Annotated in this window: 24 protein-coding genes; 14 read left to right on the forward strand and 10 right to left on the reverse strand. The window is 61.7% G+C overall.

What is annotated here, in order from left to right; translation table 11 throughout:
- Positions 1 to 88: 88 nt before the first annotated feature.
- Positions 89 to 1492: a DNA repair protein RadA gene (gene radA, locus AC1DNK_RS15070; protein ID WP_477941897.1), complete on the reverse strand. Its 1404-nt coding sequence runs from the start codon at positions 1490 to 1492 to the stop codon at positions 89 to 91.
- A 247-nt stretch (positions 1493 to 1739) separates the two neighbouring features.
- Between radA and AC1DNK_RS15075 the strand changes: the two genes are divergently transcribed.
- Both AC1DNK_RS15075 and AC1DNK_RS15080 read left to right on the forward strand, forming a co-directional pair.
- On the forward strand, positions 1740 to 2429 hold the full coding sequence (locus AC1DNK_RS15075) for a PDZ domain-containing protein (protein WP_477941899.1): 690 nt from the start codon (positions 1740 to 1742) through the stop codon (positions 2427 to 2429).
- 174 nt (positions 2430 to 2603) lie between these two features.
- Positions 2604 to 3239 carry a LysE family translocator gene (locus AC1DNK_RS15080; protein ID WP_477941900.1) on the forward strand — a complete coding sequence of 212 codons (636 nt, stop codon included), beginning with the start codon at positions 2604 to 2606 and terminating at the stop codon, positions 3237 to 3239.
- A 6-nt stretch (positions 3240 to 3245) separates the two neighbouring features.
- Here the strand turns inward: AC1DNK_RS15080 and alr are convergent, their stop codons facing one another.
- Complete coding sequence (alr, locus tag AC1DNK_RS15085; protein WP_477941902.1) at positions 3246 to 4409, reverse strand: alanine racemase; 1164 nt, start codon at positions 4407 to 4409, stop codon at positions 3246 to 3248.
- A gap of 100 nt (positions 4410 to 4509) precedes the next feature.
- Positions 4510 to 6006, reverse strand: coding sequence for a replicative DNA helicase (locus tag AC1DNK_RS15090; RefSeq protein WP_310298694.1), 1497 nt, complete (start codon positions 6004 to 6006; stop codon positions 4510 to 4512).
- Between the two features lie 322 nt (positions 6007 to 6328).
- Between AC1DNK_RS15090 and AC1DNK_RS15095 the strand changes: the two genes are divergently transcribed.
- The 3 genes from AC1DNK_RS15095 to AC1DNK_RS15105 are packed head-to-tail and all read left to right on the forward strand — an operon-like array spanning position 6329 to position 9539.
- Entirely contained in the window at positions 6329 to 6772 is a 444-nt protein-coding gene (locus tag AC1DNK_RS15095; RefSeq protein WP_112537531.1) for a MarR family winged helix-turn-helix transcriptional regulator, read from the forward strand.
- A 10-nt stretch (positions 6773 to 6782) separates the two neighbouring features.
- Positions 6783 to 8453, forward strand: a complete 1671-nt coding sequence (locus AC1DNK_RS15100; protein WP_477941904.1) for an MFS transporter — start codon at positions 6783 to 6785, stop codon at positions 8451 to 8453.
- An 18-nt stretch (positions 8454 to 8471) separates the two neighbouring features.
- The gene (locus tag AC1DNK_RS15105; RefSeq protein ID WP_477941906.1) at positions 8472 to 9539 is read left to right on the forward strand and encodes an HlyD family secretion protein; all 1068 of its coding nucleotides are present in this window, start codon (positions 8472 to 8474) and stop codon (positions 9537 to 9539) included.
- A gap of 54 nt (positions 9540 to 9593) precedes the next feature.
- Here the strand turns inward: AC1DNK_RS15105 and rplI are convergent, their stop codons facing one another.
- The 4 genes from rplI to rpsF form a co-directional block, all read right to left on the reverse strand.
- On the reverse strand, positions 9594 to 10172 hold the full coding sequence (gene rplI / locus AC1DNK_RS15110) for a 50S ribosomal protein L9 (RefSeq protein WP_112517079.1): 579 nt from the start codon (positions 10170 to 10172) through the stop codon (positions 9594 to 9596).
- Between the two features lie 15 nt (positions 10173 to 10187).
- Positions 10188 to 11171 carry a DUF2232 domain-containing protein gene (locus tag AC1DNK_RS15115; protein ID WP_112537528.1) on the reverse strand — a complete coding sequence of 328 codons (984 nt, stop codon included), beginning with the start codon at positions 11169 to 11171 and terminating at the stop codon, positions 10188 to 10190.
- Positions 11172 to 11327: 156 nt separating this feature from the next.
- The gene (rpsR, locus tag AC1DNK_RS15120) at positions 11328 to 11576 is read right to left on the reverse strand and encodes a 30S ribosomal protein S18 (protein ID WP_004680498.1); all 249 of its coding nucleotides are present in this window, start codon (positions 11574 to 11576) and stop codon (positions 11328 to 11330) included.
- Positions 11577 to 11588: 12 nt separating this feature from the next.
- Positions 11589 to 12047, reverse strand: coding sequence for a 30S ribosomal protein S6 (gene rpsF, locus AC1DNK_RS15125; protein WP_112390859.1), 459 nt, complete (start codon positions 12045 to 12047; stop codon positions 11589 to 11591).
- 350 nt (positions 12048 to 12397) lie between these two features.
- On the opposite strand from rpsF, the gene AC1DNK_RS15130 reads away from it, so the two are divergent.
- A complete protein-coding gene (locus AC1DNK_RS15130; protein ID WP_477941908.1) occupies positions 12398 to 12646 on the forward strand; it encodes a plasmid stabilization protein in 249 nt (82 codons plus the stop codon).
- Positions 12643 to 13056, forward strand: a complete 414-nt coding sequence (locus tag AC1DNK_RS15135) for a PIN domain-containing protein (RefSeq protein ID WP_477941910.1) — start codon at positions 12643 to 12645, stop codon at positions 13054 to 13056. Before AC1DNK_RS15130 ends, AC1DNK_RS15135 begins: the two co-directional genes overlap by 4 nt.
- A 7-nt stretch (positions 13057 to 13063) precedes the next feature.
- Here AC1DNK_RS15135 and AC1DNK_RS15140 read toward each other — a convergent pair whose 3' ends face one another.
- Entirely contained in the window at positions 13064 to 14107 is a 1044-nt protein-coding gene (locus AC1DNK_RS15140; RefSeq protein ID WP_477941911.1) for an aldo/keto reductase, read from the reverse strand.
- Positions 14108 to 14312: 205 nt separating this feature from the next.
- Between AC1DNK_RS15140 and fabD the strand changes: the two genes are divergently transcribed.
- The 7 genes from fabD to gmk all read left to right on the forward strand — a co-directional run bounded on the left by fabD (position 14313) and on the right by gmk (position 20810).
- Positions 14313 to 15257, forward strand: a complete 945-nt coding sequence (fabD, locus tag AC1DNK_RS15145; RefSeq protein WP_477941913.1) for an ACP S-malonyltransferase — start codon at positions 14313 to 14315, stop codon at positions 15255 to 15257.
- Positions 15258 to 15287: 30 nt separating this feature from the next.
- Positions 15288 to 16025 (forward strand): 3-oxoacyl-[acyl-carrier-protein] reductase, encoded by a 738-nt coding sequence (gene fabG / locus AC1DNK_RS15150; protein WP_477941914.1) that lies wholly within the window; start codon positions 15288 to 15290, stop codon positions 16023 to 16025.
- 287 nt (positions 16026 to 16312) lie between these two features.
- Positions 16313 to 16549 (forward strand): acyl carrier protein, encoded by a 237-nt coding sequence (locus tag AC1DNK_RS15155; RefSeq protein WP_003502080.1) that lies wholly within the window; start codon positions 16313 to 16315, stop codon positions 16547 to 16549.
- Positions 16550 to 16642: 93 nt separating this feature from the next.
- On the forward strand, positions 16643 to 17905 hold the full coding sequence (gene fabF / locus AC1DNK_RS15160; protein WP_112537525.1) for a beta-ketoacyl-ACP synthase II: 1263 nt from the start codon (positions 16643 to 16645) through the stop codon (positions 17903 to 17905).
- A 116-nt stretch (positions 17906 to 18021) separates the two neighbouring features.
- Positions 18022 to 19242 carry an endolytic transglycosylase MltG gene (gene mltG, locus AC1DNK_RS15165; RefSeq protein WP_477941915.1) on the forward strand — a complete coding sequence of 407 codons (1221 nt, stop codon included), beginning with the start codon at positions 18022 to 18024 and terminating at the stop codon, positions 19240 to 19242.
- Between the two features lie 14 nt (positions 19243 to 19256).
- Positions 19257 to 20144, forward strand: coding sequence for a YicC/YloC family endoribonuclease (locus AC1DNK_RS15170; RefSeq protein ID WP_477941917.1), 888 nt, complete (start codon positions 19257 to 19259; stop codon positions 20142 to 20144).
- Positions 20145 to 20147: 3 nt separating this feature from the next.
- Positions 20148 to 20810, forward strand: a complete 663-nt coding sequence (gene gmk / locus AC1DNK_RS15175) for a guanylate kinase (protein WP_112390867.1) — start codon at positions 20148 to 20150, stop codon at positions 20808 to 20810.
- A gap of 208 nt (positions 20811 to 21018) precedes the next feature.
- Here gmk and rsmA read toward each other — a convergent pair whose 3' ends face one another.
- Positions 21019 to 21846 carry a 16S rRNA (adenine(1518)-N(6)/adenine(1519)-N(6))-dimethyltransferase RsmA gene (gene rsmA, locus AC1DNK_RS15180; protein WP_477941920.1) on the reverse strand — a complete coding sequence of 276 codons (828 nt, stop codon included), beginning with the start codon at positions 21844 to 21846 and terminating at the stop codon, positions 21019 to 21021.
- A complete protein-coding gene (gene pdxA / locus AC1DNK_RS15185) occupies positions 21846 to 22871 on the reverse strand; it encodes a 4-hydroxythreonine-4-phosphate dehydrogenase PdxA (RefSeq protein WP_477941922.1) in 1026 nt (341 codons plus the stop codon). Before pdxA ends, rsmA begins: the two co-directional genes overlap by 1 nt.

Below are 22871 nucleotides of genomic sequence, written 5' to 3' on the forward strand. Positions count from 1 at the left end.
TCAACTCCAGGGCCCTTACGTTTCCGCAAGCGGGCCGCGCCTCATTCGTGTGCATCCTATATCACTACCGTTTACGGCAATGAAAGGATCAACCGTCGTCTTCCACACGTCGTAGCGCACCCTTCGATCCGGCGATGCGCGCGACCAGGTCCGGCAGGCTCTCTATCTCGTTCCAGCGGCCGCCCGTGCCCTTCGGCAGATCGGCGGTCGCTGTTGGAAGCAGCGCTGCAGAAAATCCCAGCTTCTCGGCTTCTTTGAGGCGCTGGGCGGTGTGCGCAACCGGTCGGACGGCCCCCGACAGACTGACTTCGCCGAAATAGACGCAATCGGCCGGGAGAGCAATACCGGCAAGCGAGGAAACAAGGGCCGATGCGACCGCCAGATCGGCTGCCGGCTCGGAGATCCGGTAGCCCCCGGCGATGTTCAGATAGACGTCGTGCTGGCCGAGCTTCACGCCGCAATGGGCTTCAAGCACTGCAAGGATCATCGAAAGCCGTGCCGAGTCCCAGCCGACGATGGCGCGGCGCGGCGTGCCGAGAGATGTCGGCGCCACCAGTGCCTGTACCTCGACTAGGATCGGCCGCGTGCCTTCCATGCCGGCAAACACCGCCGCACCCGGAGATTTCTCGTTGCGTTCGCCGAGGAACAGCTCGGAAGGGTTGGCAACCTCGCGCAGGCCCTTGTCGGACATTTCGAAGACGCCGATCTCGTCGGTCGGACCGAAGCGGTTCTTGACGGTGCGCAGGATGCGGTAGTGGTGGCCGCGATCGCCCTCGAAATAGAGGACAGCATCGACCATGTGTTCGACGACGCGCGGTCCGGCGATCTGGCCGTCCTTGGTGACGTGGCCGACGAGCACCATGGCGGCACCCGTCTGCTTGGCGAAACGGATCATCGCCTGAACGCCGGTTCTGACCTGGGTGACGGTGCCCGGCGCCGATTCCGCCAGGTCGCTCCACAGCGTCTGGATGGAATCGATGATGACGAGATCCGGGCGCTTGCCTTCGGCGAGCGTCGCGAGGATGTCCTCGACATTGGTCTCGGCAGCCAGCATCACGGCCGTATCGGCCGCATTCAGGCGCTGGGCGCGCAGGCGCACCTGGGCGACGGCCTCTTCGCCCGAGACATAGATGATCTTGTGTCCGCCGCGCGACAGCGCGGCTGCCGCCTGCATCAGCAGCGTCGATTTGCCGATGCCGGGGTCGCCGCCGACAAGCACCGCCGAACCGCGCACGAAACCGCCGCCGAGCGCCCGGTCGAGTTCGGAGATGCCGGTATGGATGCGCGGCGCTTCCTCGATCTCGCCGGAAAGCGCGGTGAGGGCAACGGGACGCCCCTTCTTCGGCGTTTTGGCCGGTCCGCCGCCGATGCCGCCCATCGGATCTTCCTCGACGATGGTATTCCACTCGCCGCAGCCTTCGCACTTTCCGGCCCAGCGGTTGTGGACCGTGCCGCAGTTCTGGCAGGTGAATTGAGTTCTGGCCTTCGCCATCAGGTTGGACTTTCAATTCTGGAGTTGGCGCCGTCATCCGGTCGCGGATGATTCGCTCTTTCATCCATATGTCGGTCCGTTCGCTCCCCAGCGCAACAGGCGACAGGCGTGCCGCCGCAGCGCCACACGCGCATGCGACTTTAGTTTAATGATCTGCTGATCTATTGGCGAATTATTAAGCCGAGAGGGCCATTTATAGCACGCGGAGTCCGGCATCGGCCGGCTCGTGTCTATGGTGGAGATTGACTTGAGAAAATCATACCTTGCTGTTCGCGCGCTCGTCATTGCCGCGAACATCGCTTCGCCGCTCGCAATATATCCCGCAGCCGCTGCAACGCCCCCTGCAGACGGATTGCCGAAACCCTCGATTTCCAAGGCGCTTGATGCGCTTCTGCTGCCGGTCAACAAGGCCGTCGTCAAGAAGTTCAAGCTCGCCAAGGGAGAGCATGGCGTTCTGGTACTTTCCGTAAAGCCGGGCGGCGTTGCCGACAAGCAAGGGATCAAGCCGGGCGACGTTCTTTCCGAGGTTCATGGCCATAAGGTTCATAAGCCCGTGGACGTCGATGTCGCGGTTCGCCGCGATCTGAAGGCAGGCCATTCGGATGTCGCGCTTTCGCTGGAACGCGACGGCGCCGTGGTCGCGGTTGCCGCCGTCATCACGATGGAATCCTACAACGAGGCCGTATCGGTAACCGAGGTTTCCAGCTGGGAAAGCGACACTTCCGATGCGTCCTTCTCCTATTCGGAATATGTGTCCGAAGAATCGGAGACCATCGAGTCCTCCTACGAGAGCGAGGAGAGCGTTGTCGAGGAAGCGATGACCCAGGAGGAATCTGCCACGGACGAAGAGTCCAGCGCAGATGAAGCCGACGACAGTGACGATAGTGCCGATGACGGAGACGGTGACGACGGAGACGGCGGCTCCGACGAAGAATAATCCAAAACCGAATTCGGGGCGGCCGTGCGCAAGCGCGGCCGCCTATTTACCGTCGGCGGATCAGCCTTCAACGCGCTCTCTCAATTGAGGCTGGCGGCACCAATCAAAACTAATGATTTTCCTATCATCGGCCGCGCTGGCAGGTTGCAATGCTCATTTTATGGAACATTGCTCATGCTCGATTATTCGCTCGCCCATTGGATTACTTTCCTGACAGCCGCCGTTCTTTTGAACCTGTCGCCAGGGCCTGATATGGCCTTCATCCTCGGCCATACGATCAAGAGCGGCACGCGCGCCGGTTTTTCTGCCGTCTTCGGCGTCTGGAGCGGGGCGTTCATGCATGTGCTGTTTGCCGCCTTCGGCCTGTCGGCGGTGCTGGCCGCATCGGCTTTTGCTTTTTCGGCGGTCAAGTGGGTCGGCGCCGGCTATCTGGTCTGGCTCGGCATTCAGGCTCTGCGGTCGGGCGGCGAGGGCGGTTTCATCAAGGCGGCGGCGGAAACGATGGCCTGGCACCGGATCTACCGGCAGGGCGTGTTGGTCTCGCTGCTCAATCCGAAAGTGGCGATCTTCTTCCTCGCCTTCCTGCCGCAATTCGTCGTCGAAGGCGCTGGCCCGGTCTGGCTGCAGCTTGCCGTCCATGGCGTCCTGATCATCGCTGTCGCGATGTTCATCGAGCCGCCGCTGATCCTTGCAGGCGGAAAGCTCGCCGAACTCGTCAAGGGCAATCGCAAGATCGGCCTGTGGCTCGATCGTGGGCTCGGCGCGCTTCTGGTGGCGCTCGGCGTCCGCCTGGCGCTCACCACTCGCTAAGCGCGCCTATTCCTCGTCGGCGACGTATTTCCGTTCGTGGCGCAGACCAACGCTGGTCAGCATCTCGTAGCCGATCGTGCCGGCGGCACGCGCCGCGTCATCGACGGGAATATTCTTGCCGAACAGCTCGATATAGTCTCCGGCGCGGATCAGATTGTCCGGCAGGTCGGTGACGTCGAAGATCGTCAGGTCCATGGTGATCCGCCCGGCAACCGGCACCGTGTATCCCGCGAAGAAGCCCTGGCCGCCCTGTGGCAGCGCATTGCGCAGCGGCACACCGCCGCTCGACTGGCTGCGCATGTAGCCGTCCGCATAACCGGCGGCGACGATCGCCAGCCGGCTGTCGCGGGTGAGTTTCAGCGCCCGCCCATAGCTGACGCTCTCTCCGGCGCGCACGGTACGCACCTGGATCACCCGCGCCTCGGCGGTAGCGACCGGACGCATCGGGTTTGACATGCCGTTGACCGCCTCGCCGCCATAAAGCGCGATGCCGGGGCGGGTCAGGTCGAAGTGGTAGTTGTCGCCGAGGAAGATGCCGGCGGAAGCCGCCAGGCTTGAATCGATACCTTCATAGGCGGCCGTAACCGTCCGGAATGATTCGAGCTGCTGCTTGTTCATCGGCGAAAGCTGATCGTCGCCGCAGGCAAGATGGCTCATGACGAGGACCGGCGCAAAGCTTGCCGGGCGCGACACGTCGGCGGCGAGCGCCAGTGCCTCGTCGATATGGAGGCCGAGCCGGTTGAAGCCGGTATCGACATGCAGGGCGCAGGGATAGTCGCCATAGTCGGACAGCACCGCCATCCAGAATGCGAGCTGTTCCTCCGAGGAGATGACGGGCACCAGATCGTTTTCGAAGAAGCGCCGCTCGGTGCCCGGCCAGATGCCCGACAGCACGAAAATGCGGGCCTCCGGCGCATAGAGCCTGAGCGTCACGCCCTCATCGACGGTCGCCACGAAGAAGTCGCGCGCACCGGCCATGTAAAGCGTCTCACCGGCATCCTCGATCCCCATGCCATAGGCGTCCGCCTTGACGACAGCAGATGCCCGCGCCTTGCCGGACCGCCGCGCCATGTCCTGCCAGTTCTGGGCAAGCGCGGAGAGATCCACCGTCAGCCGCAGACCGGCGGACTCAAAATGATCGTCTTCAAAGGCATCGGAAATATCGGTCATCGCACACATCAAAAAAGAAAGGCCGGAGAGGAGTCTCCGGCCAGTCTAAAGCTCATGAGGTCAGAGGGGAAGCCCGGCGCTGCATTGCAGCAACCAGTCCTCAATGTTCTTCGTATTGCGTGAACGACGGCTCGGCTAGGTCGGCGAAGCGGGTGAACTCCGACTGGAAGGCGAGCTTGACGGTGCCGGTCGGTCCGTGACGCTGCTTGGCGATGATGACGTCGGCGGTGCCCTTGACCTTGTCGAACAGCGCTTCCCATTCCGCGTATTTCGGATCGGCGGGATCGCGGGGCTCGAGGTTCTTGACGTAATATTCCTCGCGGAACACGAAGAGCACGACGTCGGCGTCCTGCTCGATCGAGCCCGATTCGCGAAGGTCGGAGAGCTGCGGCCGCTTGTCGTCGCGGCTTTCGACCTGGCGCGACAGCTGCGACAGTGCCACGATCGGAACGTTGAGTTCCTTGCCGAGCGCCTTGAGGCCCGTGGTGATCTGGGTGATTTCCTGAACGCGGTTTTCGCCCGATTTGCCGGAGCCGGTCATCAGCTGGATATAGTCTACCACCAGGCAATCAAGGCCGCGCTGGCGCTTCAGGCGGCGGGCACGCGCCGATAGCTGGGCGATCGAGATACCACCGGTCTGGTCGATATAAAGCGGCACCTTCTGCATCATCATCGAGCAGGCGACGAGCTTTTCGAAATCGGCGTCGTTGATGTCACCGCGGCGGATCTTCGAGGAGGAGACTTCCGTCTGCTCGGAGATGATACGCGTGGCCAGCTGTTCGGACGACATTTCGAGCGAGTAGAAGCCGACGACGCCGCCATTCTTCGCCTTGTAGCTGCCGTCCGCCTGGATTTCGCCTTCATAGGCGGCGGCGATGTTATAGGCGATGTTGGTGGCAAGCGATGTCTTGCCCATGCCCGGACGTCCGGCGAGCACGATCAAGTCGGAGCGCTGCAACCCGCCCATCTTGCCGTCGAGCGAATGAATGCCGGTGGAGATGCCGGAGAGGCCGCCATCGCGCTCCTTGGCAACGGCCGCCATGTCGATCGCCAGCGCCACGGCGTCGTTGAATGACTGGAAGCCACCGTCGTAGCGGCCGTTTTCGGCCAGCTCGAACAGGCGGCGTTCGGTGTCTTCGATCTGCGCCTGTGGCGGCATGTCGAGCGGCGCGTCATAGGCGATGTTGACGACATCCTCGCCGATGGTGATCAGCGCGCGGCGCAGCGCCAGGTCGTAGATGGCGCGGCCGTAGTCTTCGGCATTGATGATGGTCACGGCTTCGCGGGCGAGGCGGGCCAGATATTCCGACACCGTCATGTCGCCGACCTTCTCGTCGGCCTTCAGGAAGGTCTTGATCGTCACCGGATTGGCGATCTTGCCCATGCGGATGATGTCACCCGCGACCTCGAAGATCTTGCGGTGGAGCGGCTCGTAGAGATGGATCGGCTTGAGGAAGTCGGACACCCGGTAATAGGCGTCGTTGTTCATCAGGATCGCGCCCAGAAGCGCCTGCTCCGCCTCGATATTGTTGGGGGCTTCGCGGTAATGCTGCTCGGCAGGAGCAACGGCTGCAATCTTTCGCGCTGCGTCGTTCATCGTCATCCGTTCTGTCGTTTCTATCCCGGATTTGAAGACAGCCACCCGCAAATGCAAGTGCATGGCTGCAACAGCGCCCACCGGTCGTCAAAATCCATTGCGCTTTGCACGTTGTTCGACTTGTCCACAGCGGCTTCGAGCCTGTGGACAAAATATGCTATCGTGTCACCTTGGGGACACGGCAGGAAGGCTGCGACTCAGGCGCCGATTCCATAGCGGTCATTTTACCCGCAAGCGCCTGGAGTTAGCACTTGAAAAAATACAAATTTTGATTTAGATAGTAGTAATATAATTAGTACACTAACAAAATGGACTGGAATCTATGGCGAATAAGTTGCTTGGCCGCGAACTGATTGAAGATATCGCTGCCTTCACCCGCAAGCTGAGAGCGACTTTCGACGCCAGGGTGAGGGAGCGCAACATGACGCTGCCGCGCGCCCGGGTGTTCTTCAATCTCAACAAGAAGGACGGCATCAACCAGCGCGAGCTCGCCGACCGGCTGGAGCTGGAGACCCCGACGCTGGTGCGCATTCTCGATGCGATGGAAGGGCAGGGCTATGTCGAGCGACGCGTCGCCGGCTCCGACCGCCGCGCCAAGGAAATCTACATGACGGATTCCGGGCGGGTGGTTGCCGGCGAAGTCGAGGCGCTGGCCGAGGATATTCGCGGCCAGATCATCTCCGGTATTCCCGAAAGCGATCTCCGGACTACCTTGAATGTTATCCGCGCGATGCAGGCAAACCTGGCGGCCGTTCGCGGGCAATGAGGATGCTCGCATGAGCCTCGCCGAGACAGCCAATGATAACGCTGTGCCTGCCCGCAAGGGTGAGGAAGAGGCCGTTATGCCGCCGCCCGCAGCGCCTATCCTGCCGCCGCCGCTGGCCAGCTGGAAGGTGCCGCTCTACATGGCCTCTTCGGTGCTGTTCTTCCTGACCCAGGGGTTGGGGATGAACCTGCTGACGGCCAATATCTATCAGCTGCAGGGCTCGTTCTCGGCGACCACGATCGAAGTGTCCTGGCTTTCCGCCGCCTATATGGCGCCCTATGCCAGCCTCGCCATCGCGCTCTTCAAGATCCGCACGCAATATGGCCTTCGCCGCTTCGCGGAATTCAGCATTATCTGCTTCCTCTTCGCCTCGATGATGAACCTGCTGATCACCGATCTGCATTCGGCAATCGTCGTGCGCGCCATCAGCGGCATGGCGGCCGCTCCGCTCTCGACGCTCGGCTTCCTTTACATGCTGGAAGCCTTCCCGCCGGAGAAGAAGCTTTCGGTGGGGCTTAGCCTTGCCTTGATGAACACGCTGTTTGCCGCGCCGATCGCCCGCATCATCTCTCCCTCGCTGCTCGATCTCGGCGGTTACAGCGCGCTTTACACGTTCGAGATGGGGTTGGCGCTGATTGCGCTGCCGGTCATCTACCTGCTGCCGCTGACGGCACCGCCACGCGCCAATGTCATTCAGCGGCTCGATATCCTGAGCTATCTGCTGCTCGCCTTAAGCTTCGGCTGCCTCGCCGTCGTGCTCACGCTCGGGCGGCTCTACTGGTGGTTCGAAGTGCCCTGGCTCGGCGTCGTGCTGGCTGTCTCGATCGGCGCCCTGACGCTGATGTTCCTGATCGAGCTGCCGCGCGCCAATCCGATGATCGATCTGCGTTGGGTTCTGTCAGGCCCGAACCTGCGTATGGCAGGCCTATTGCTGCTCTTTCGCTTCGTCTCCTCGGAGCAATCGACGACGGCGGCGAATTTTTATCAGCAGCTCGGCCTGCTCAACGATCAGACGATCCACCTCTACGGGATCATCCTCTTGTCGTCGCTCGCAGGCGGGCTCTTCTGCGCCTATCTGATGGTGACGCGCTATGTCGAGACCGCCCATGTGCTGGCGCTGATCCTGATCGCTGCTGGTGCCTATATCGACAGCCAGTCGACCAGCCTGACACGGCCGCCGGAAATGTATCTGAGCCAGGCGATGGTCGCCGCCGGTGCCGCGATGTTCCTGCCGCCGGTGATGTCCAAGGGCTTTGCCGCCGTGCTCGCCAAGGGCATGCCCTATATCGTCAACTTCCTGGTGATCTTCCTGTTCACCCAGTCGATCGGTTCGTTGTTTGCTTCGTCGGTGCTCGGCACCTTCGTGGTCATCCGCGAGAAGTTTCATTCGAACGTTCTCGTCGAGCATATCCTGCTCACCGATCCGATCGTCGCCCAGCGGGTATCACAGCTTTCGGCGGCCTACGGCAAGGTCATCACCGACAAGACGCTGCTGAATGCCGAGGGCCTCTCGCTGCTTGGCCAGCAGGTAACGAGGGAAGCCTATGTGCTTGCCTATAACGACGCCTTCTACATGATCTTCCTGTCTTGCCTGGCAGGTCTCGTCGTCCTTCTTCTTCATCTCGCATGGAAGCGCCGGCCCCGGCAGAACGGGCCGGAGGCCTCCCTTGCGCAATCCTGAGCCAGAGGCCCCGTCCGCATGTTCAAGTCCCTCCGCTCGCCCACCTCGCTGATCGTGCTGATCGCCGGCGCCGCCGGTATTCTGCTGGTGCTCTATGCCTGGCGTCTGCCGCCCTTCGTCACCTCGGTGGAGACGACGGATAACGCCTATGTCCGTGGCTACGTCACGCTGATGAGCCCGCAGGTCAGCGGCTATGTCGTCGACGTCCCGGTCAAGGACTACGAGCATGTGAAGCAGGGGCAGGTCCTCGCCAAGATCGACGACCGCATCTATGCACAGAAGCTCGCCCAATCTCGCGCCGCACTCGACGGCCAGAAGGCCTCGCTCGCCAATTCGCACCAGCAGGAGCTCTCCGCGCAAGCCACCATTGCCTCCAGCCGGGCGCAGATCGATAGCGCCACCGCGGCGCTGAAACGCGCCCAGCTCGCCTGGGATCGCGTCGATAATCTCAGTAACCGTGGCATCGCCTCGGCCAGCGAATCCGAAGCAGCCCAGGCAACCCTTGATCAGGCGAAGGCTGCGCTCAATCAGGCGCAGGCGGCCCTCGAAGTCTCCAGGCAGAGCCTGGCGACGATCATCGTCAACCGCGCGTCTCTGGAAGCCAATGTCGCGGGCGCCGAGGCAGCGGTCCAGCTCGCCGAGATCGACCTGCAGAACACGTCGATCGTTGCGCCGCGCGATGGCCATCTCGGGGAGATCGGCGTGCGTATCGGTCAGTATGTGACGTCAGGCACGCAGCTGATGGCGGTTGTCCCCGAAGATGTCTGGGTGATCGCCAATTTCAAGGAAACCCAGCTCGATGGCATGCAGGTCGGCCAGCCTGTATCCGTCTCGGTCGATGCACTCGGCCACCACCGCCTGACCGGCCGCGTCGAGCGCTTCTCGCCGGCAGCCGGTTCCGAATTCGCCGTCATCAAGCCGGACAACGCCACCGGCAATTTCACCAAGGTCGCCCAGCGCGTCGGCGTCCGCATCAGCATCGACCCCGGCCAGGATCTCGCAAAGGATCTGGCGCCCGGCCTCTCGGTGGAGGTGCGTATCGACAAGAGCGCGGCACCGCTGAAGAGCGTTGCGGAGAACGAGTAACGAAAAAGCCCGGCGCAAGGCCGGGCTTTCCGTATCAGCAGATGAAAGTGAAGCTTATGCTTCGTCTTCGTCAACGCCGTCAGCTTCCGGATCGAAGAAGTCTTCCGGACGCAGTGCGTCTTCGTCAACGCCGTAGATCGCGTCAACCGAGGTCAGGGTCTCGCCCTTGAGCTGGCGTTCGGCTTCTTCGGCAGAACGGGCAACGTTGAGTTCGACGTGGATCTCGACTTCGGCGTGAAGCTGGATCGCAACCTTGTGCAGGCCGATTGCCTTGATCGGCGTGTTCAGGTGAACCTGGTTACGGCCGATGTTGAAGCCTTCGGCAGCCAGGATTTCGACGACGTCGCGAGCAGCGACCGAGCCGTACATCTGGCCGGTTTCGCCAGCCGAACGGACGACGATGAAGGACTTGCCGTCGAGAACGTCGGCAACCTTCTGGGCTTCCGACTTGCGCTCGAGGTTACGGGCTTCGAGCGTTGCACGCTCAGCTTCGAAACGCTTGCGGTTGGCTTCGTTGGCGCGCAGCGCCTTGCCAAGCGGCAGCAGGTAGTTACGGGCAAAGCCGTCGCGAACCTTTACGGTTTCGCCCATCTGGCCGAGCTTGGAGATGCGTTCGAGAAGAATGACGTCCATGTTAGAGTTCCTTTCTTAGATGTTCGAATCTGTTGGTTTAGGGGCATCACCATCCTTGTTGGGGGTCAGAGCGATCGCTTTGCGCGTATCGGACAGACCGACGACCAGGATGAAAAAGGCTGGCAGCATCAGGAGAAGCGATGCCAGGTAGCAAAGGATCAGCGCCGGCAGGCGCCAGTCCTTGCCGCGCGTGCGGAAATGCAGCGAGGCGAAGCCGGAGAGCAGGAAGCCCGCGCCGAACGTGCCGACGACGGTTGCTCCGATCATCGCCGGAACGCCGCCGAAGAAGGTGGCGGCCAGACCGGCGAGGAAGATGAAGATCGAGTTGCGGTTCATGCGCAGCGCCGACGGAATGTCTTCACGCGGCCGAAGCGCGCGGCCGGAGGCATTCACGATGCGCGTGGCGATGTAATAGGCCGCAAACAGCAGAACCACCCACATTGAGCCCTGGATGGCAGGCAGCATCAGCACCAGCAGCGACTTGGTCTGCGCCGCCGCCGCCGCGTCGATGTTCAGCTCCGGCTGCTGCTGGGCAAAGGAGGTGAACAGCGTATCGACCATCTGGCTGACGAGATCCGGGCCGTAGCCGATCATGAAGCCGGTGACGATGACCGCAAGCGTCACCAGGCCGCAGAGATGCAGCAGGATGTCGGAGAGCGGGTACCAGGCCATCAGATTGTCGGGGCCGCCGAGTTCGGAGGCCGGACGCGCCAGATTGGCGAGGTGGCTGATCCAGCCGGCCGGCAGCAGCGTCACCAGCGTCATCATCAGCGCGAAGGTCGGCGAGATGGCTACGGCGCCGAGAACACCGGCGGTCACGACGGCGGAGATGGCGGCGGCATTGCCCCAGCCGAGGCCGACGAGAAGAATGGGGAGCGCGGAAGCGGCGTAAAGCACGGCGCTGAACGACAATTGAACGCTCGCGCCGAGCACCAGAAGTGCGGCGGTCAAACCGGCCAGAGCGCCGATCAATAGCGTTTTAGAGTTCAGTTTGTTCACGATCGCTGTCCTGCTTTATCAAGCAGTTAGAGGGATTTTTCTGAATCGGTTTCAGAAAGACCTCAACATGGGTTTTAAGAGTTCCGATCCGCGCCCATCGCGAAAGGGAGAAGGGAAGGCATTTCTGCCTTCCCTCGATTTGGTCTCGTCAGCCGATTAGGCGACGACGTAAGGCAGCAGGCCGAGGAAGCGGGCGCGCTTGATCGCCTGAGCGAGTTCGCGCTGCTTCTTCTGGGAAACAGCCGTGATACGGGAAGGAACGATCTTGCCGCGCTCGGAAATGTAGCGCTGCAGGAGACGAACGTCCTTGTAGTCGATGCGCGGAGCGTTTGCACCAGAGAAGGGGCAAGTCTTGCGACGACGGTGGAACGGGCGACGAACCGGTGCGGAGGAAGCTTCAGACATTATCAGATCTCCTTAAGCGCGGTCTTCGCGGGGAGCGCGGTCCGGACGCGGGCCACGCTGGAAGTCGCCGTCACGGCGCGGCGGACGATCGCCGAAGTCGCGGCGCGGGCCACGGTCGCCGCCTTCACGCGGGCCGCGGTCGTCGCGGTCGCGCTTCTGCATCATGGCAGACGGGCCTTCTTCGTGCTTTTCAACCGCGATCGTCATGTAGCGCAGGACGTCTTCGCTGATGCGCATCTGACGTTCCATTTCCTGCACGGCAGCAGCCGGGGCGTCGATGTCGACGAGAACGTAGTGAGCCTTGCGGTTCTTCTTGATGCGGTAGGTCAGGGACTTGAGGCCCCAGTTTTCGACGCGCCCGACTTTACCACCGTTAGCTTCGAGGACACCCTTGTACTGTTCTACGAGGGCGTCGACCTGCTGAGCGGAAATATCCTGCCGGGCAAGGAATACATGTTCATAAAGAGCCATGACAGCTTTGCCTTTCTTGCGTTTGTTTCAACCCGAACTTCGGCGGCTAAGCCTCAACGACTGCTCCTGATGGGCGAACCCAGGCAAGAAAAGCGTTTCCGAGACGGTCGAGAGCGGAGACACGGGAGGCTGGAACGCTTCCGTTCCGACGATTCCCTCGCGGAAACCGGCCCTCCGTTCAGCCACCAGCCAGAAGACCGGGTTTGCGAACAGGGGCGCTTATACGGGTTTTTCGGCAGAAGGCAAGGGTGGGGGGTAAATTAGACGAGCCATCTTGCCATCACCTGCCATCTTGATGGCTTTGGTGGTTTGGCTTATCTTCGTAACACGAACATAGAGGAGTGATCCCAATGGCAGCGCCCCAGCTTTCCGTGCGCAGCGCGAAGGCGCGTGATCTGGCTCATCGTCTGGCGCGAAGGGAGAAAAGGTCGATCGCCGACATCGTCGAGCGAGCTTTGGAAGCTTACGAAGCGAGCGAGACGGGTCGCGAGCCGGCAGCATCATTCTATCGCCGGCTTTCCGAAAGCAATGAAGCTGATATCGACCTGGAAGCCATCATCAAAGCCGAGCGCAAGGTTCATCGAGGTATTGATCTGTGATCTTTCTTGATACGAACGTGATTTCGGAGACAATGAAGAAGGCGCCGAGCGGAGACGTTATAGCCTGGCTCACGCACTATGATGCCGAACTTGCTCTATCGACCGTAGTAATTGCGGAGATTGCTTTCGGCATTGATAAGATTGCGCCCGATCAACGGTCTCAACGGTTGGCTCAAAACCTTGGAGAGTGGCGCCGAAGGTTTGCCGGCCGCATTTTTGGTCTTACGGAAGAGGCCGCTCTGGCTTACGGCGAAATCATGGGAATGGCGTCGCGCAAAGGCAACGGCATGTCTCCGCAAGATGGAATGATTGCCGCCATCGCGCGCTTCAATGGCGGCAAGCTCGCAACCCGCAATCTTGATGATTTCAAGACGACGGGTTTGGAGCTTATTTCTCCGTGGGATTACTGATCCCGCCTTACAGCGGCATCGGATACTGCCGGTGCACCTTCTCGATCTCGTCCAGCACTTCATGCGAGAGCTTCACGTCGGTGGCGCCGATATCGATCTTCAGCTGGTCCATCGTCGTTGCGCCGATGATGACCGAGGCCATGAACCGGCGGGTGAGGCAGAAGGCGAGTGCCATGGCCGACGGGTCGAGGCCGTGCTTGGCGGCGATCTCCAGATAGGCCTTGGTCGGCGCTTCCTGTAGCGGCTGCAGCCGGCCGCCGAGGTCGCCGTTGATCGATGCGCGTGATCCCGCGGGCTTCTCGCCGTTCTGGTACTTGCCGGAAAGAATGCCTGCGGCGAGTGGCGAATAGGCGAGCAGGCCGACGTCTTCGTGATGCGACAGCTCGGCGAGATCCAGATCGAAATGGCGATAGAGCAGGTTGTATTCGTTCTGGACGCTGGCAACGCGCGGCAGACCCTTTTGCTCCGACAGCGTAAGATATTTCTGGATGCCCCAGGTCGTCTCGTTGGAAAGGCCGATGGCGCGCACCTTGCCGTCCTTCACCAGGGTACCCGCCGTCTCCAGAATCTCCAGAATATTGGCGGCGGCCTTGGCGCGGTCCTGCTTGAACGGATCGTAGTGCCAGTTCTGGCGGAAGTGGAAATGGCCGCGGTTCGGCCAGTGGATCTGATAGAGGTCGATATAGTCGGTCTTCAGCCGCTTGAGGCTCGCTTCGACAGCGAGCGTCATGTTCTTGGCATCCGCACCTTCGCCGCCGCGGATATAGGAGCGGCCATGACCGGCAACCTTGGTGGCGAGAACCACGTCCTTGCGCTTGCCCGTCTTTTCGAACCAGCTGCCGATAAACTGCTCGGTGTGGCCGTAAGTTTCGGCCGAAAGCGGCGTCGTCGGGTAGAGTTCGGCCGTATCGAAGAAGTTTACGCCTTTTTCGACAGCGTAATTCATCTGCTCATGAGCTTCTTCTTCGCTGTTCTGCGTGCCCCAGGTCATGGTGCCCAGGCAGATTTGCGAGACGGAAATGCCGGTACGGCCTAATGTATTGAACTTCATCGGAAAACCTTGAAAGCAGTGAGAGTGGGATACTCTACGGGAGGGCGGCGCAAATTTAGGCGGGAATTGAGCGAGCGCAAGTGCAAAAAGCCCGGTTTCTCGCACCTGCAAAAGGCTCTGGAGACCGCGGACGGGCTATTGACTCCTCAGGAAAGAACGTCAATTGGAGGCGAAATCGCCCAAATGACATAATAGGGATATTGAAATGACGGTCGCTTTTACATTTCCGGGCCAAGGCAGCCAGGCTGTCGGCATGGGCAAGGAGCTTGCCGAAAACTTCGCCGAAGCCCGTGCGGTATTCGATGAAGTCGACGAGGCGCTCGGCGAGAAGCTGTCGTCCATCATGTTCGAAGGTCCCGAAGAGACGCTGACGCTGACGGCAAACGCCCAGCCGGCGCTGATGGCCGTCTCCATGGCTGTGATCCGCGTGCTGCAGGCCAAGGGTCTCGATGTCAAGTCGAAGGTTTCCTATGTCGCCGGCCACTCGCTCGGCGAATATTCCGCTCTCTGCGCCGCCGGCACGTTCACGCTTGCCGATACCGCCCGCCTGTTGCGCATCCGCGGCAATGCCATGCAAGCAGCCGTGCCCGTCGGCGTCGGCGCCATGGCGGCGATCATCGGCCTCGAACATGCCGATGTGATCGCCGTTTGCGAAGAAGCCTCTGCCCTCGGTTCGGTGCAGATCGCCAACGACAATGGCGGTGGCCAGCTGGTGATTTCAGGTGAGAAGGCGCCCGTCGAAAAGGCGGCAGCGCTCGCGACCGAAAAGGGCGCCAAGCGCGCCATCTTGCTGCCGGTCTCTGCTCCCTTCCATTCGACGCTGATGGCACCTGCTGCTGATGCCATGCGCGAGGCGCTTGCCGGCGTTTCGAAGTCCGATCCTATTGTGCCTGTTATCGCCAATGTGCGCGCAGCACCGGTCACCAATGCCGATGAGATCGCCAAGCTGCTCGTCGAGCAGGTCACTGGCCAGGTCCGCTGGCGCGAAACGGTGGAATGGTTTGCCGCCAACAATGTCACGACGCTCTATGAACTCGGCTCCGGCAAGGTGCTGACAGGTCTGGCGCGCCGCATCGACAAGACGGTCAATGGCATCGCAGTCAACACGGCCGCCGATATCGACGCGGCCATCGCCGCCCTCATGGCCTGATCGGCCCCACCAGACATAAGGAACGCCCCCATGCTCGATCTTACCGGCCGCAAGGCTCTCGTCACAGGCGCATCCGGCGGCATCGGCGAGGAAATCGCCCGCCTCCTCCACAAGCAGGGTGCCATCGTCGGCCTGCACGGCACGCGCGTCGAGAAGCTGGAAGCGCTGGCCGCCGATCTCGGCGATCGGGTCACGATCTTCCCGGCGAACCTGTCGAACCGCGACGAAGTCAAGGCGCTCGGCGCCAAGGCCGAAGAAGAGCTCGGTGGCGTCGATATTCTCGTCAACAACGCCGGCATCACCAAGGATGGTCTCTTTGTTCGCATGAGCGACGAGGACTGGGACAGCGTCATCCAGGTCAACCTGACCTCGATCTTCCTGCTGACCCGCGAGCTGACGCATCCGATGATGCGCCGCCGCTTCGGCCGCATCATCAACATCACCTCGATCGTGGGCGTCACCGGCAATCCGGGCCAGGCCAACTACTGCGCCTCCAAGGCCGGCATGGTCGGCTTTACCAAGTCGCTGGCGCAGGAAATCGCCACCCGCAACGTCACCGTCAACTGCGTTGCGCCGGGCTTCATCGAAAGCGCCATGACCGGCAAGCTGAACGACAAGCAGAAGGACGCGATCATGGGCGCGATCCCGATGAAGCGCATGGGTACGGGCGCCGAAGTGGCATCCGCCGTCGCTTATCTCGCATCCAACGAAGCGGGCTACATGACAGGCCAGACGCTGCACGTAAACGGCGGCATGGCCATGATCTGAAACGGGAAACCGGCCCTCCCGGCGTTTTTCACGTCAATAGCGTGTTGACCAATCTGGCGGGGTTGATTTTCTGGCTTTGCGGCAGACATAAACCATGTTAAGCGGGCCAATGACTGTGAACAGTCGTCCCGGGAAACAAGGCGAACCGGCAGGCTTTCAGCCAGCCAGGGACACCGCAAGCCGGGCCAACGAGTTTGCTGAACGCGTCGAGAAGGCGCGGTAGGCTGAAAACAGGGTAGGGGTGCCAGAAGGCACTCTGATCAGGACATAAGGTCGAGGAAACCGACATGAGCGATATCGCAGAACGCGTAAAGAAAATTGTTATTGATCATCTTGGCGTCGATGCCGACAAGGTTGTCGAAGGCGCAAGCTTTATCGACGATCTGGGCGCTGACTCGCTCGACACCGTCGAACTGGTCATGGCATTCGAAGAAGAATTCGGCGTTGAAATTCCTGACGACGCGGCTGACTCGATCCTGACGGTCGGCGATGCAGTCAAGTTCATCGAGAAGGCCCAGGCTTAATCCTGAGCGATTTTCAAAGGGCGGGCCACGAGTCCGCCCTTTTTATTTGGGGCTAGGCCCAACTCAAAGAAAGACGATAGGCGGGGGCACTCGATGAGACGGGTCGTTATCACCGGTACCGGCATGGTATCACCCTTGGGATGCGGAACTGAAATTACCTGGAAGCGCCTGCTCGAAGGTCAAAATGGTGCCCGCCTGGTGACCGAATTCGAGGTCGAAGACCTTCCCGCCAAGATCGCCTGCCGCATTCCCGTCGGCGACGGCACCAACGGAACATTCAACGTCGATGAGTGGATGGAGCCGAAGGAGCAGCGCAAGGTCGATCCCTTCATCATCTACGGCATGGCGGCCGCCGACATGGCGCTCAAGGATGCCAACTGGCATCCGCAGACCGACGAAGACCAGATCGCCACCGGCGTTCTGATCGGCTCCGGCATCGGTGGCATCGAAGGCATTGTCGAAGCCGGCTACACGCTGCGCGACAAGGGTCCGCGCCGCATTTCGCCCTTCTTCATTCCCGGCCGTCTGATCAATCTCGTGTCCGGCCAGGTTTCCATCCGCCACAAGCTGCGCGGTCCGAACCACTCCGTCGTCACCGCCTGCTCGACCGGTGCGCACGCCATCGGCGATGCTGCCCGTCTGATCGCATTCGGCGATGCCGACGTCATGGTTGCCGGCGGCACGGAATCGCCCGTCAGCCGCATTTCGCTCGCAGGCTTTGCCGCCTGCAAGGCGCTGTCCACGCAGCACAACGACAGCCCCACCAAGGCATCGCGCCCTTACGACAAGGACCGTGACGGTTTCGTCATGGGCGAAGGTGCGGGCATCGTCGTTCTCGAAGAGCTGGAGCATGCGCTCGCGCGCGGCGCCAAGATCTATGCCGAAGTCGTCGGCTACGGTCTGTCCGGCGACGCCTATCACATCACCGCACCGTCGGAAGACGGCGAGGGCGCACAGCGCTGCATGACCATGGCGCTGAAGCGCGCCGGCCTGACGCCTGCCGATGTCGATTACATCAACGCCCACGGCACCTCGACCATGGCCGATACGATCGAGCTCGGCGCCGTCGAGCGGCTGGTCGGCAATGCCGCGTCGAAGATCTCGATGTCCTCGACCAAGTCGGCGACCGGCCATCTGCTGGGCGCTGCCGGTGCCATCGAGGCGATCTTCGCGACGCTTTCCATCCGTGACAATGTCGCGCCGCCGACGCTCAATCTCGACAACCCTGAGCGGGAAACGGCGATCGACCTCGTGCCGCACAAGGCTCGTCAGCGGGAAATCAATGTGGCACTGTCGAATTCCTTCGGATTCGGCGGTACCAATGCATCGCTGGTTCTGCGCCGCTACAGCGCGTAACGGCGCTTTTTGGCACAGCACGAAGGCAGGGCCGGCCCCTTGTGGAGACGGCCCACCTGTTTTTTGCCGTATTGCTTCTTAAAAAGCAGACGGGGCCAAATATAGAGGATTGCCGGGTGAGCGACACGAACCAAGGGAACGAAACGCCGGGTCAGGGCGACCAGCAGGCACAGAACGGCCGGATCATTCCGAAATCGCCGACTGAAGCGCTGCGCCCGGAACGCGTTCCCGAGCCGCCGAAGCGCTCCAAGAAGGCTCGCAGCCAGGTCGTCATCTTCTTGAATTTCGTCATGACCATCGTGGTGCTCGGCTGCGCGGCGGCCGTCTTCGCGTTCTATTACGCGATCTCGAGCTACCAGGATCCCGGTCCTCTGGAAACCAACACCAATTTCATCGTTCGCAGCGGCGCCGGTCTCTCGGAGATTTCGAGCAACCTCGAGCGCAACAATATCATCTCCGACGCCCGCATCTTCCGCTATCTGACGGCGACCCATCTGAACGAGGGCGAGAGCCTGAAGGCCGGTGAATACGAGATCAAGGCCAAGGCCTCCATGAACGATATCATGGAGCTTCTGAAGTCTGGCAAGTCGATCCTCTATTCGATCTCCTTCCCCGAAGGCCTGACCGTCCGCCAGATGTTCAACCGGATGAATGACGACCAGGTGCTGGAAGGCGAGCTGCCGACCGTGCTGCCGGCTGAAGGCAGCCTGAGGCCGGACACCTACAAGTTCTCGCGCGGCACCAAGCGCAGCGAGATCGTCGATCAGATGGCGGCGGCCCAGACCAAGCTGCTCGACCAGATCTGGGACAAGCGCGAGCCCTCGGTGCAGCTGAAGTCCAAGGAAGAAATGGTGACGCTCGCCTCGATCGTCGAGAAGGAAACCGGCGTGCCGGATGAGCGCGCCCATGTCGCATCCGTCTTCCTCAACCGTCTCGGCAAGGGCATGCGCCTGCAGTCCGATCCGACGATCATCTACGGTCTCTTCGGCGGCGACGGCAAGCCGGCCGACCGGCCGATCTACCAGTCGGACCTGAAGAAGGACACACCCTTCAACACCTACATCATCAAGGGCCTGCCGCCGTCGCCGATCGCCAATCCGGGCCGTGATGCGCTCGAAGCCGTCGCCAACCCGTGGAAGACCGAGGATCTCTATTTCGTCGCCGACGGCACGGGCGGTCACGTCTTTGCGGCAACGCTCGACGAGCACAATTCCAACGTCAAGCGCTGGCGCAAGCTGGAGTCTGACAAGGGCGCCGACCCGAACATCGCCGTCGACGGTCAGCCCGAAGCACAGGCGGATGCGCCTGCCGCCCAGAAGAAAAAGAAAACCAACTGATTTCGGAGATTCGGATGGCTTTGCAATCCATGACCGGTTTTGCGCGGCGTGAGGGAACGAGCGGCCGCTGGCGCTGGGCATGGGAGCTGCGGTCCGTCAACGGCAAGGGCCTCGACCTGCGCCTGCGCCTGCCGCCCGGCCTCGAGCGGATGGAAGTCGATGTCCGCCGTATGACGGGCGAGGCCTTCAGCCGCGGCAACATGCAGGCCAACCTTTCGGTTTCTGCCGGAGAGAACCGCTTCGAGACCGTCCTCAATCAGGAAGCGCTGGCGACCGTCCTGACGATGCGCGATCAGCTGGCCGGCATCATCGATCCGGCGCCACTGAAGCTCGATACGCTGCTGTCGATCCGCGGTCTCGTGGAATTCCGCGAAACGGAAGACAGCGAGGAAGCGGTTGCGGCGCGTGACGCGGAGGTGATGAACGGCCTTATCGCCGCCCTTGCCGATCTGAAGCTCATGCGTGAGCACGAGGGAGCCGCGCTGTCGCGCATCCTGCTCGACCATGTTTCGACCATCGAGACACTGACCAGGACTATCGAGAGCGATCCGTCGCGCTCGCCGCAGGAAATCGCCGAGCGGCTGAAGGTGCAGGTCTCCCTGCTACTGGAGAGTTCAGCCGCATTCGACCGCGACCGGCTTCACGCGGAAGCCGCATTGCTGGCGACGCGAGCCGATCTTCGCGAGGAAATCGACCGGCTGAAGGCGCATGTCGCCGCTGCCCGCGAATTGCTGGCAAAAGGTGGCCCTGTCGGCCGCAAGCTGGATTTCCTTGCACAGGAATTTAACCGGGAATCGAATACGATCTGTTCGAAATCGAATGCTTCGGCGGTGACCGCCGCCGGCATTGAACTGAAAGTCGTCATCGACCAGTTCCGCGAACAGGTCCAGAATCTGGAGTGATCCATGCAACCGACGAAAACGTCGCCCATTCAGATCGCACGCCGCGGCCTGATGCTTGTCATCTCGTCGCCGTCAGGCGCCGGTAAATCGACAATTGCCCGCACGCTTCTGGCGCAAGATAGCCAGATAGGCCTCTCGGTAAGCGTCACCACGCGCCAGCGCCGCCCGAGCGAGGTCGAGGGCATCCACTATCGCTTCGTCAGCATCCGCGAGTTCGAGGTGCTGCGCGATTCCGATTCGCTGCTCGAATGGGCCGAGGTTCACGGCAATTTCTACGGCACTCCGCGCCAGCCTGTCGAAAAGGCTATGGGCGAGGGCCGCGACATGCTCTTCGACATCGACTGGCAGGGCGCCCAGCAGCTGCAGGAAAAGATGTCGGCCGACGTGGTCTCGATCTTCGTCCTGCCGCCGACCATGACCGAGCTGCAGTCGCGCCTGCACCGCCGTGCCGAAGACTCCGAAGAAGTCATCGCTCAGCGGCTGGCCAATTCCCGCGCCGAAATCGGCCACTGGCGCGAATACGACTATGTGATCGTCAACGACGATCTCGAGAAAGCTTTCGATTCCGTGCAGTCGATCGTCAAGGCCGAGCGCCTCCGCCGCGATCGAGGCCACGGCGTCTTCGATTTCGTGACCAAGCTGCTGGAAGAGACGCCTGTTCTCTGAGGTTGACTAGAGCGCCGGTTTCGACGGCATGCCCGATTCCCTCCCTCATTCGTGTGCTCGTCACAGGAATCCAGCCACCGCGCGTCTGCGCGATGAATGACTCATTTCCAGTTTGAAGAAGTGTCTTCTGCGCCCAAGGACTTGGGCGCACTGGATCCCTGTGATGTCCCGTGGGCGCAGGGATGAGGGGACGGCGTAGAAAGTCCCCTTACAGGCTATTCGCCAACAAACAAAACTCATCCACCGAAAGTGTCTCCGCCCGCCGCTGCGGATCGATGCCGGCCTTGGCCAGCAATGCCTCTCCGCCAATCGGCTTCAAGCTCTGGCGCAGCATCTTGCGGCGCTGGCCGAAGGCGGCATGCGTGACGCGCTCCAGATTGGCGACGGAGCAGGGGATCGGATTTTCGCGAGGCGTCAGATGCACGACGGTCGACGTCACCTTCGGCGGCGGCGTGAAGGCCTGCGGCGAGATGTCGAAGGCCATGTGTGCCTGCGTCCGCCAGCCTGCGAGCACACCGAGGCGGCCGTAGTGATCGTCGTCTGCGGTGGCGACGATCCGCTCGCCGACCTCCTTCTGGAACATCAGCGTCAATGAATCCCAGAATGGCGGCCATTCTCTCGGCAACAGCCAGTTCACCAGCAGTTGCGTACCGACATTATAGGGCAGGTTGGCGATGATCTTGACCGGACCTTCGGGCGCCATGGCCTCGAAATCGGTCTTCAATGCATCGCCTTCCATGACCTCAAGACGGCCCGGATAGTGATCGGCTATTTCGGCAAGCGCCGGCAGGCAGCGCGGATCGCGCTCGACGGCGATCACTTTCTTGGCGCCGAGCGCCAGGATCGCCCGCGTCAGCCCGCCGGGGCCGGGGCCGACCTCGAAGACGGTCGCATTCTCAAGGTTGCCGGCGGTGCGGGCAACCTTCTGCGTCAGATTGAGATCGAGAAGAAAGTTTTGGCCGAGTGCCTTGCGGGCATCGAGCCCGTGACGCTGGATGACGTCGCGCAGCGGCGGCAAGCCGTCGAGTGCAGCCATCAGCGATGGCTCTCGGCATTGCGCCCGAGCTGTGCTGCGAGCTTCAGCGCTGCCACGAGGCTGTGCTCACGGGCGATACCCTTGCCTGCGATACCGAAGGCGGTGCCATGGTCGGGCGACGTGCGTACGAAGGGGAGGCCGAGCGTGACGTTGACGGAATCGTCGAAGCCGAGCGCCTTGGCCGGGATCAGCGCCTGATCGTGGTACATGCAGATAGCGACGTCATAGCGGGCACGGGCTTCGTCGTGGAACATCGTATCGGCGGGCAGGGGGCCGATGGCGTCGATGCCTTCCGAGCGCAGCTGCTGGATCGCCGGATGGATGATATCCTCGTCCTCGTGCCCCATCAGCCCGCTCTCGCCGGCATGCGGATTAAGCCCGGCGACGGCAAGACGCGGCTGCGCGATGCCGAAGCGGTCTCTGAGATCGGCATGGGCGATGCGGCAGGTTTCAGCGATCAGTTCGCCAGTGAGCGCCCGGGCCACATCCTTGATTGGAATATGGATGGTGACGGGAATGGCGCGCAGTTTCGGCCCAGCCAGCATCATGACGGGCGTGAGAGGCTTTCCGGTCGCGCGTGCGGCGAGATCGGCCAGAAACTCGGTATGCCCGGGAAACTTGAAGCCTGCTTCGTAGAGAAACGACTTCGCGATCGGATTGGTGACGACACCGAGCGCCTCGCCTTTCTGGGTCAGCGACACGGCGGTCTCGATCGCCGCGATCGTTCCGGCGGCCGTCGAAACATGCGGCTCACCCGCAGCAACTTCGACACCGGCAGGGATCGGAAGCACCGGTAGCGCGTCGGCGAATATCTCAGCCGCTGACGCGGCGTCGGCATGGCGGACAGGCACAATGAGATCCAGCTGCCGTGCACGGACCGCAAGCACATCTGGATCGCCGATGAAGAAGAACGGCGCAAGGCCGAGTTCGCGGCGGCGCAGCCACGCCATCAGCGTGATATCGGGGCCGACACCAGCCGGATCACCCTGCGTCAGCGCCAATGGTCGCGAGAACGGGACTGTCAT

The sequence above is a fragment of the Rhizobium sp. 01N424 genome (assembly GCF_056399485.1).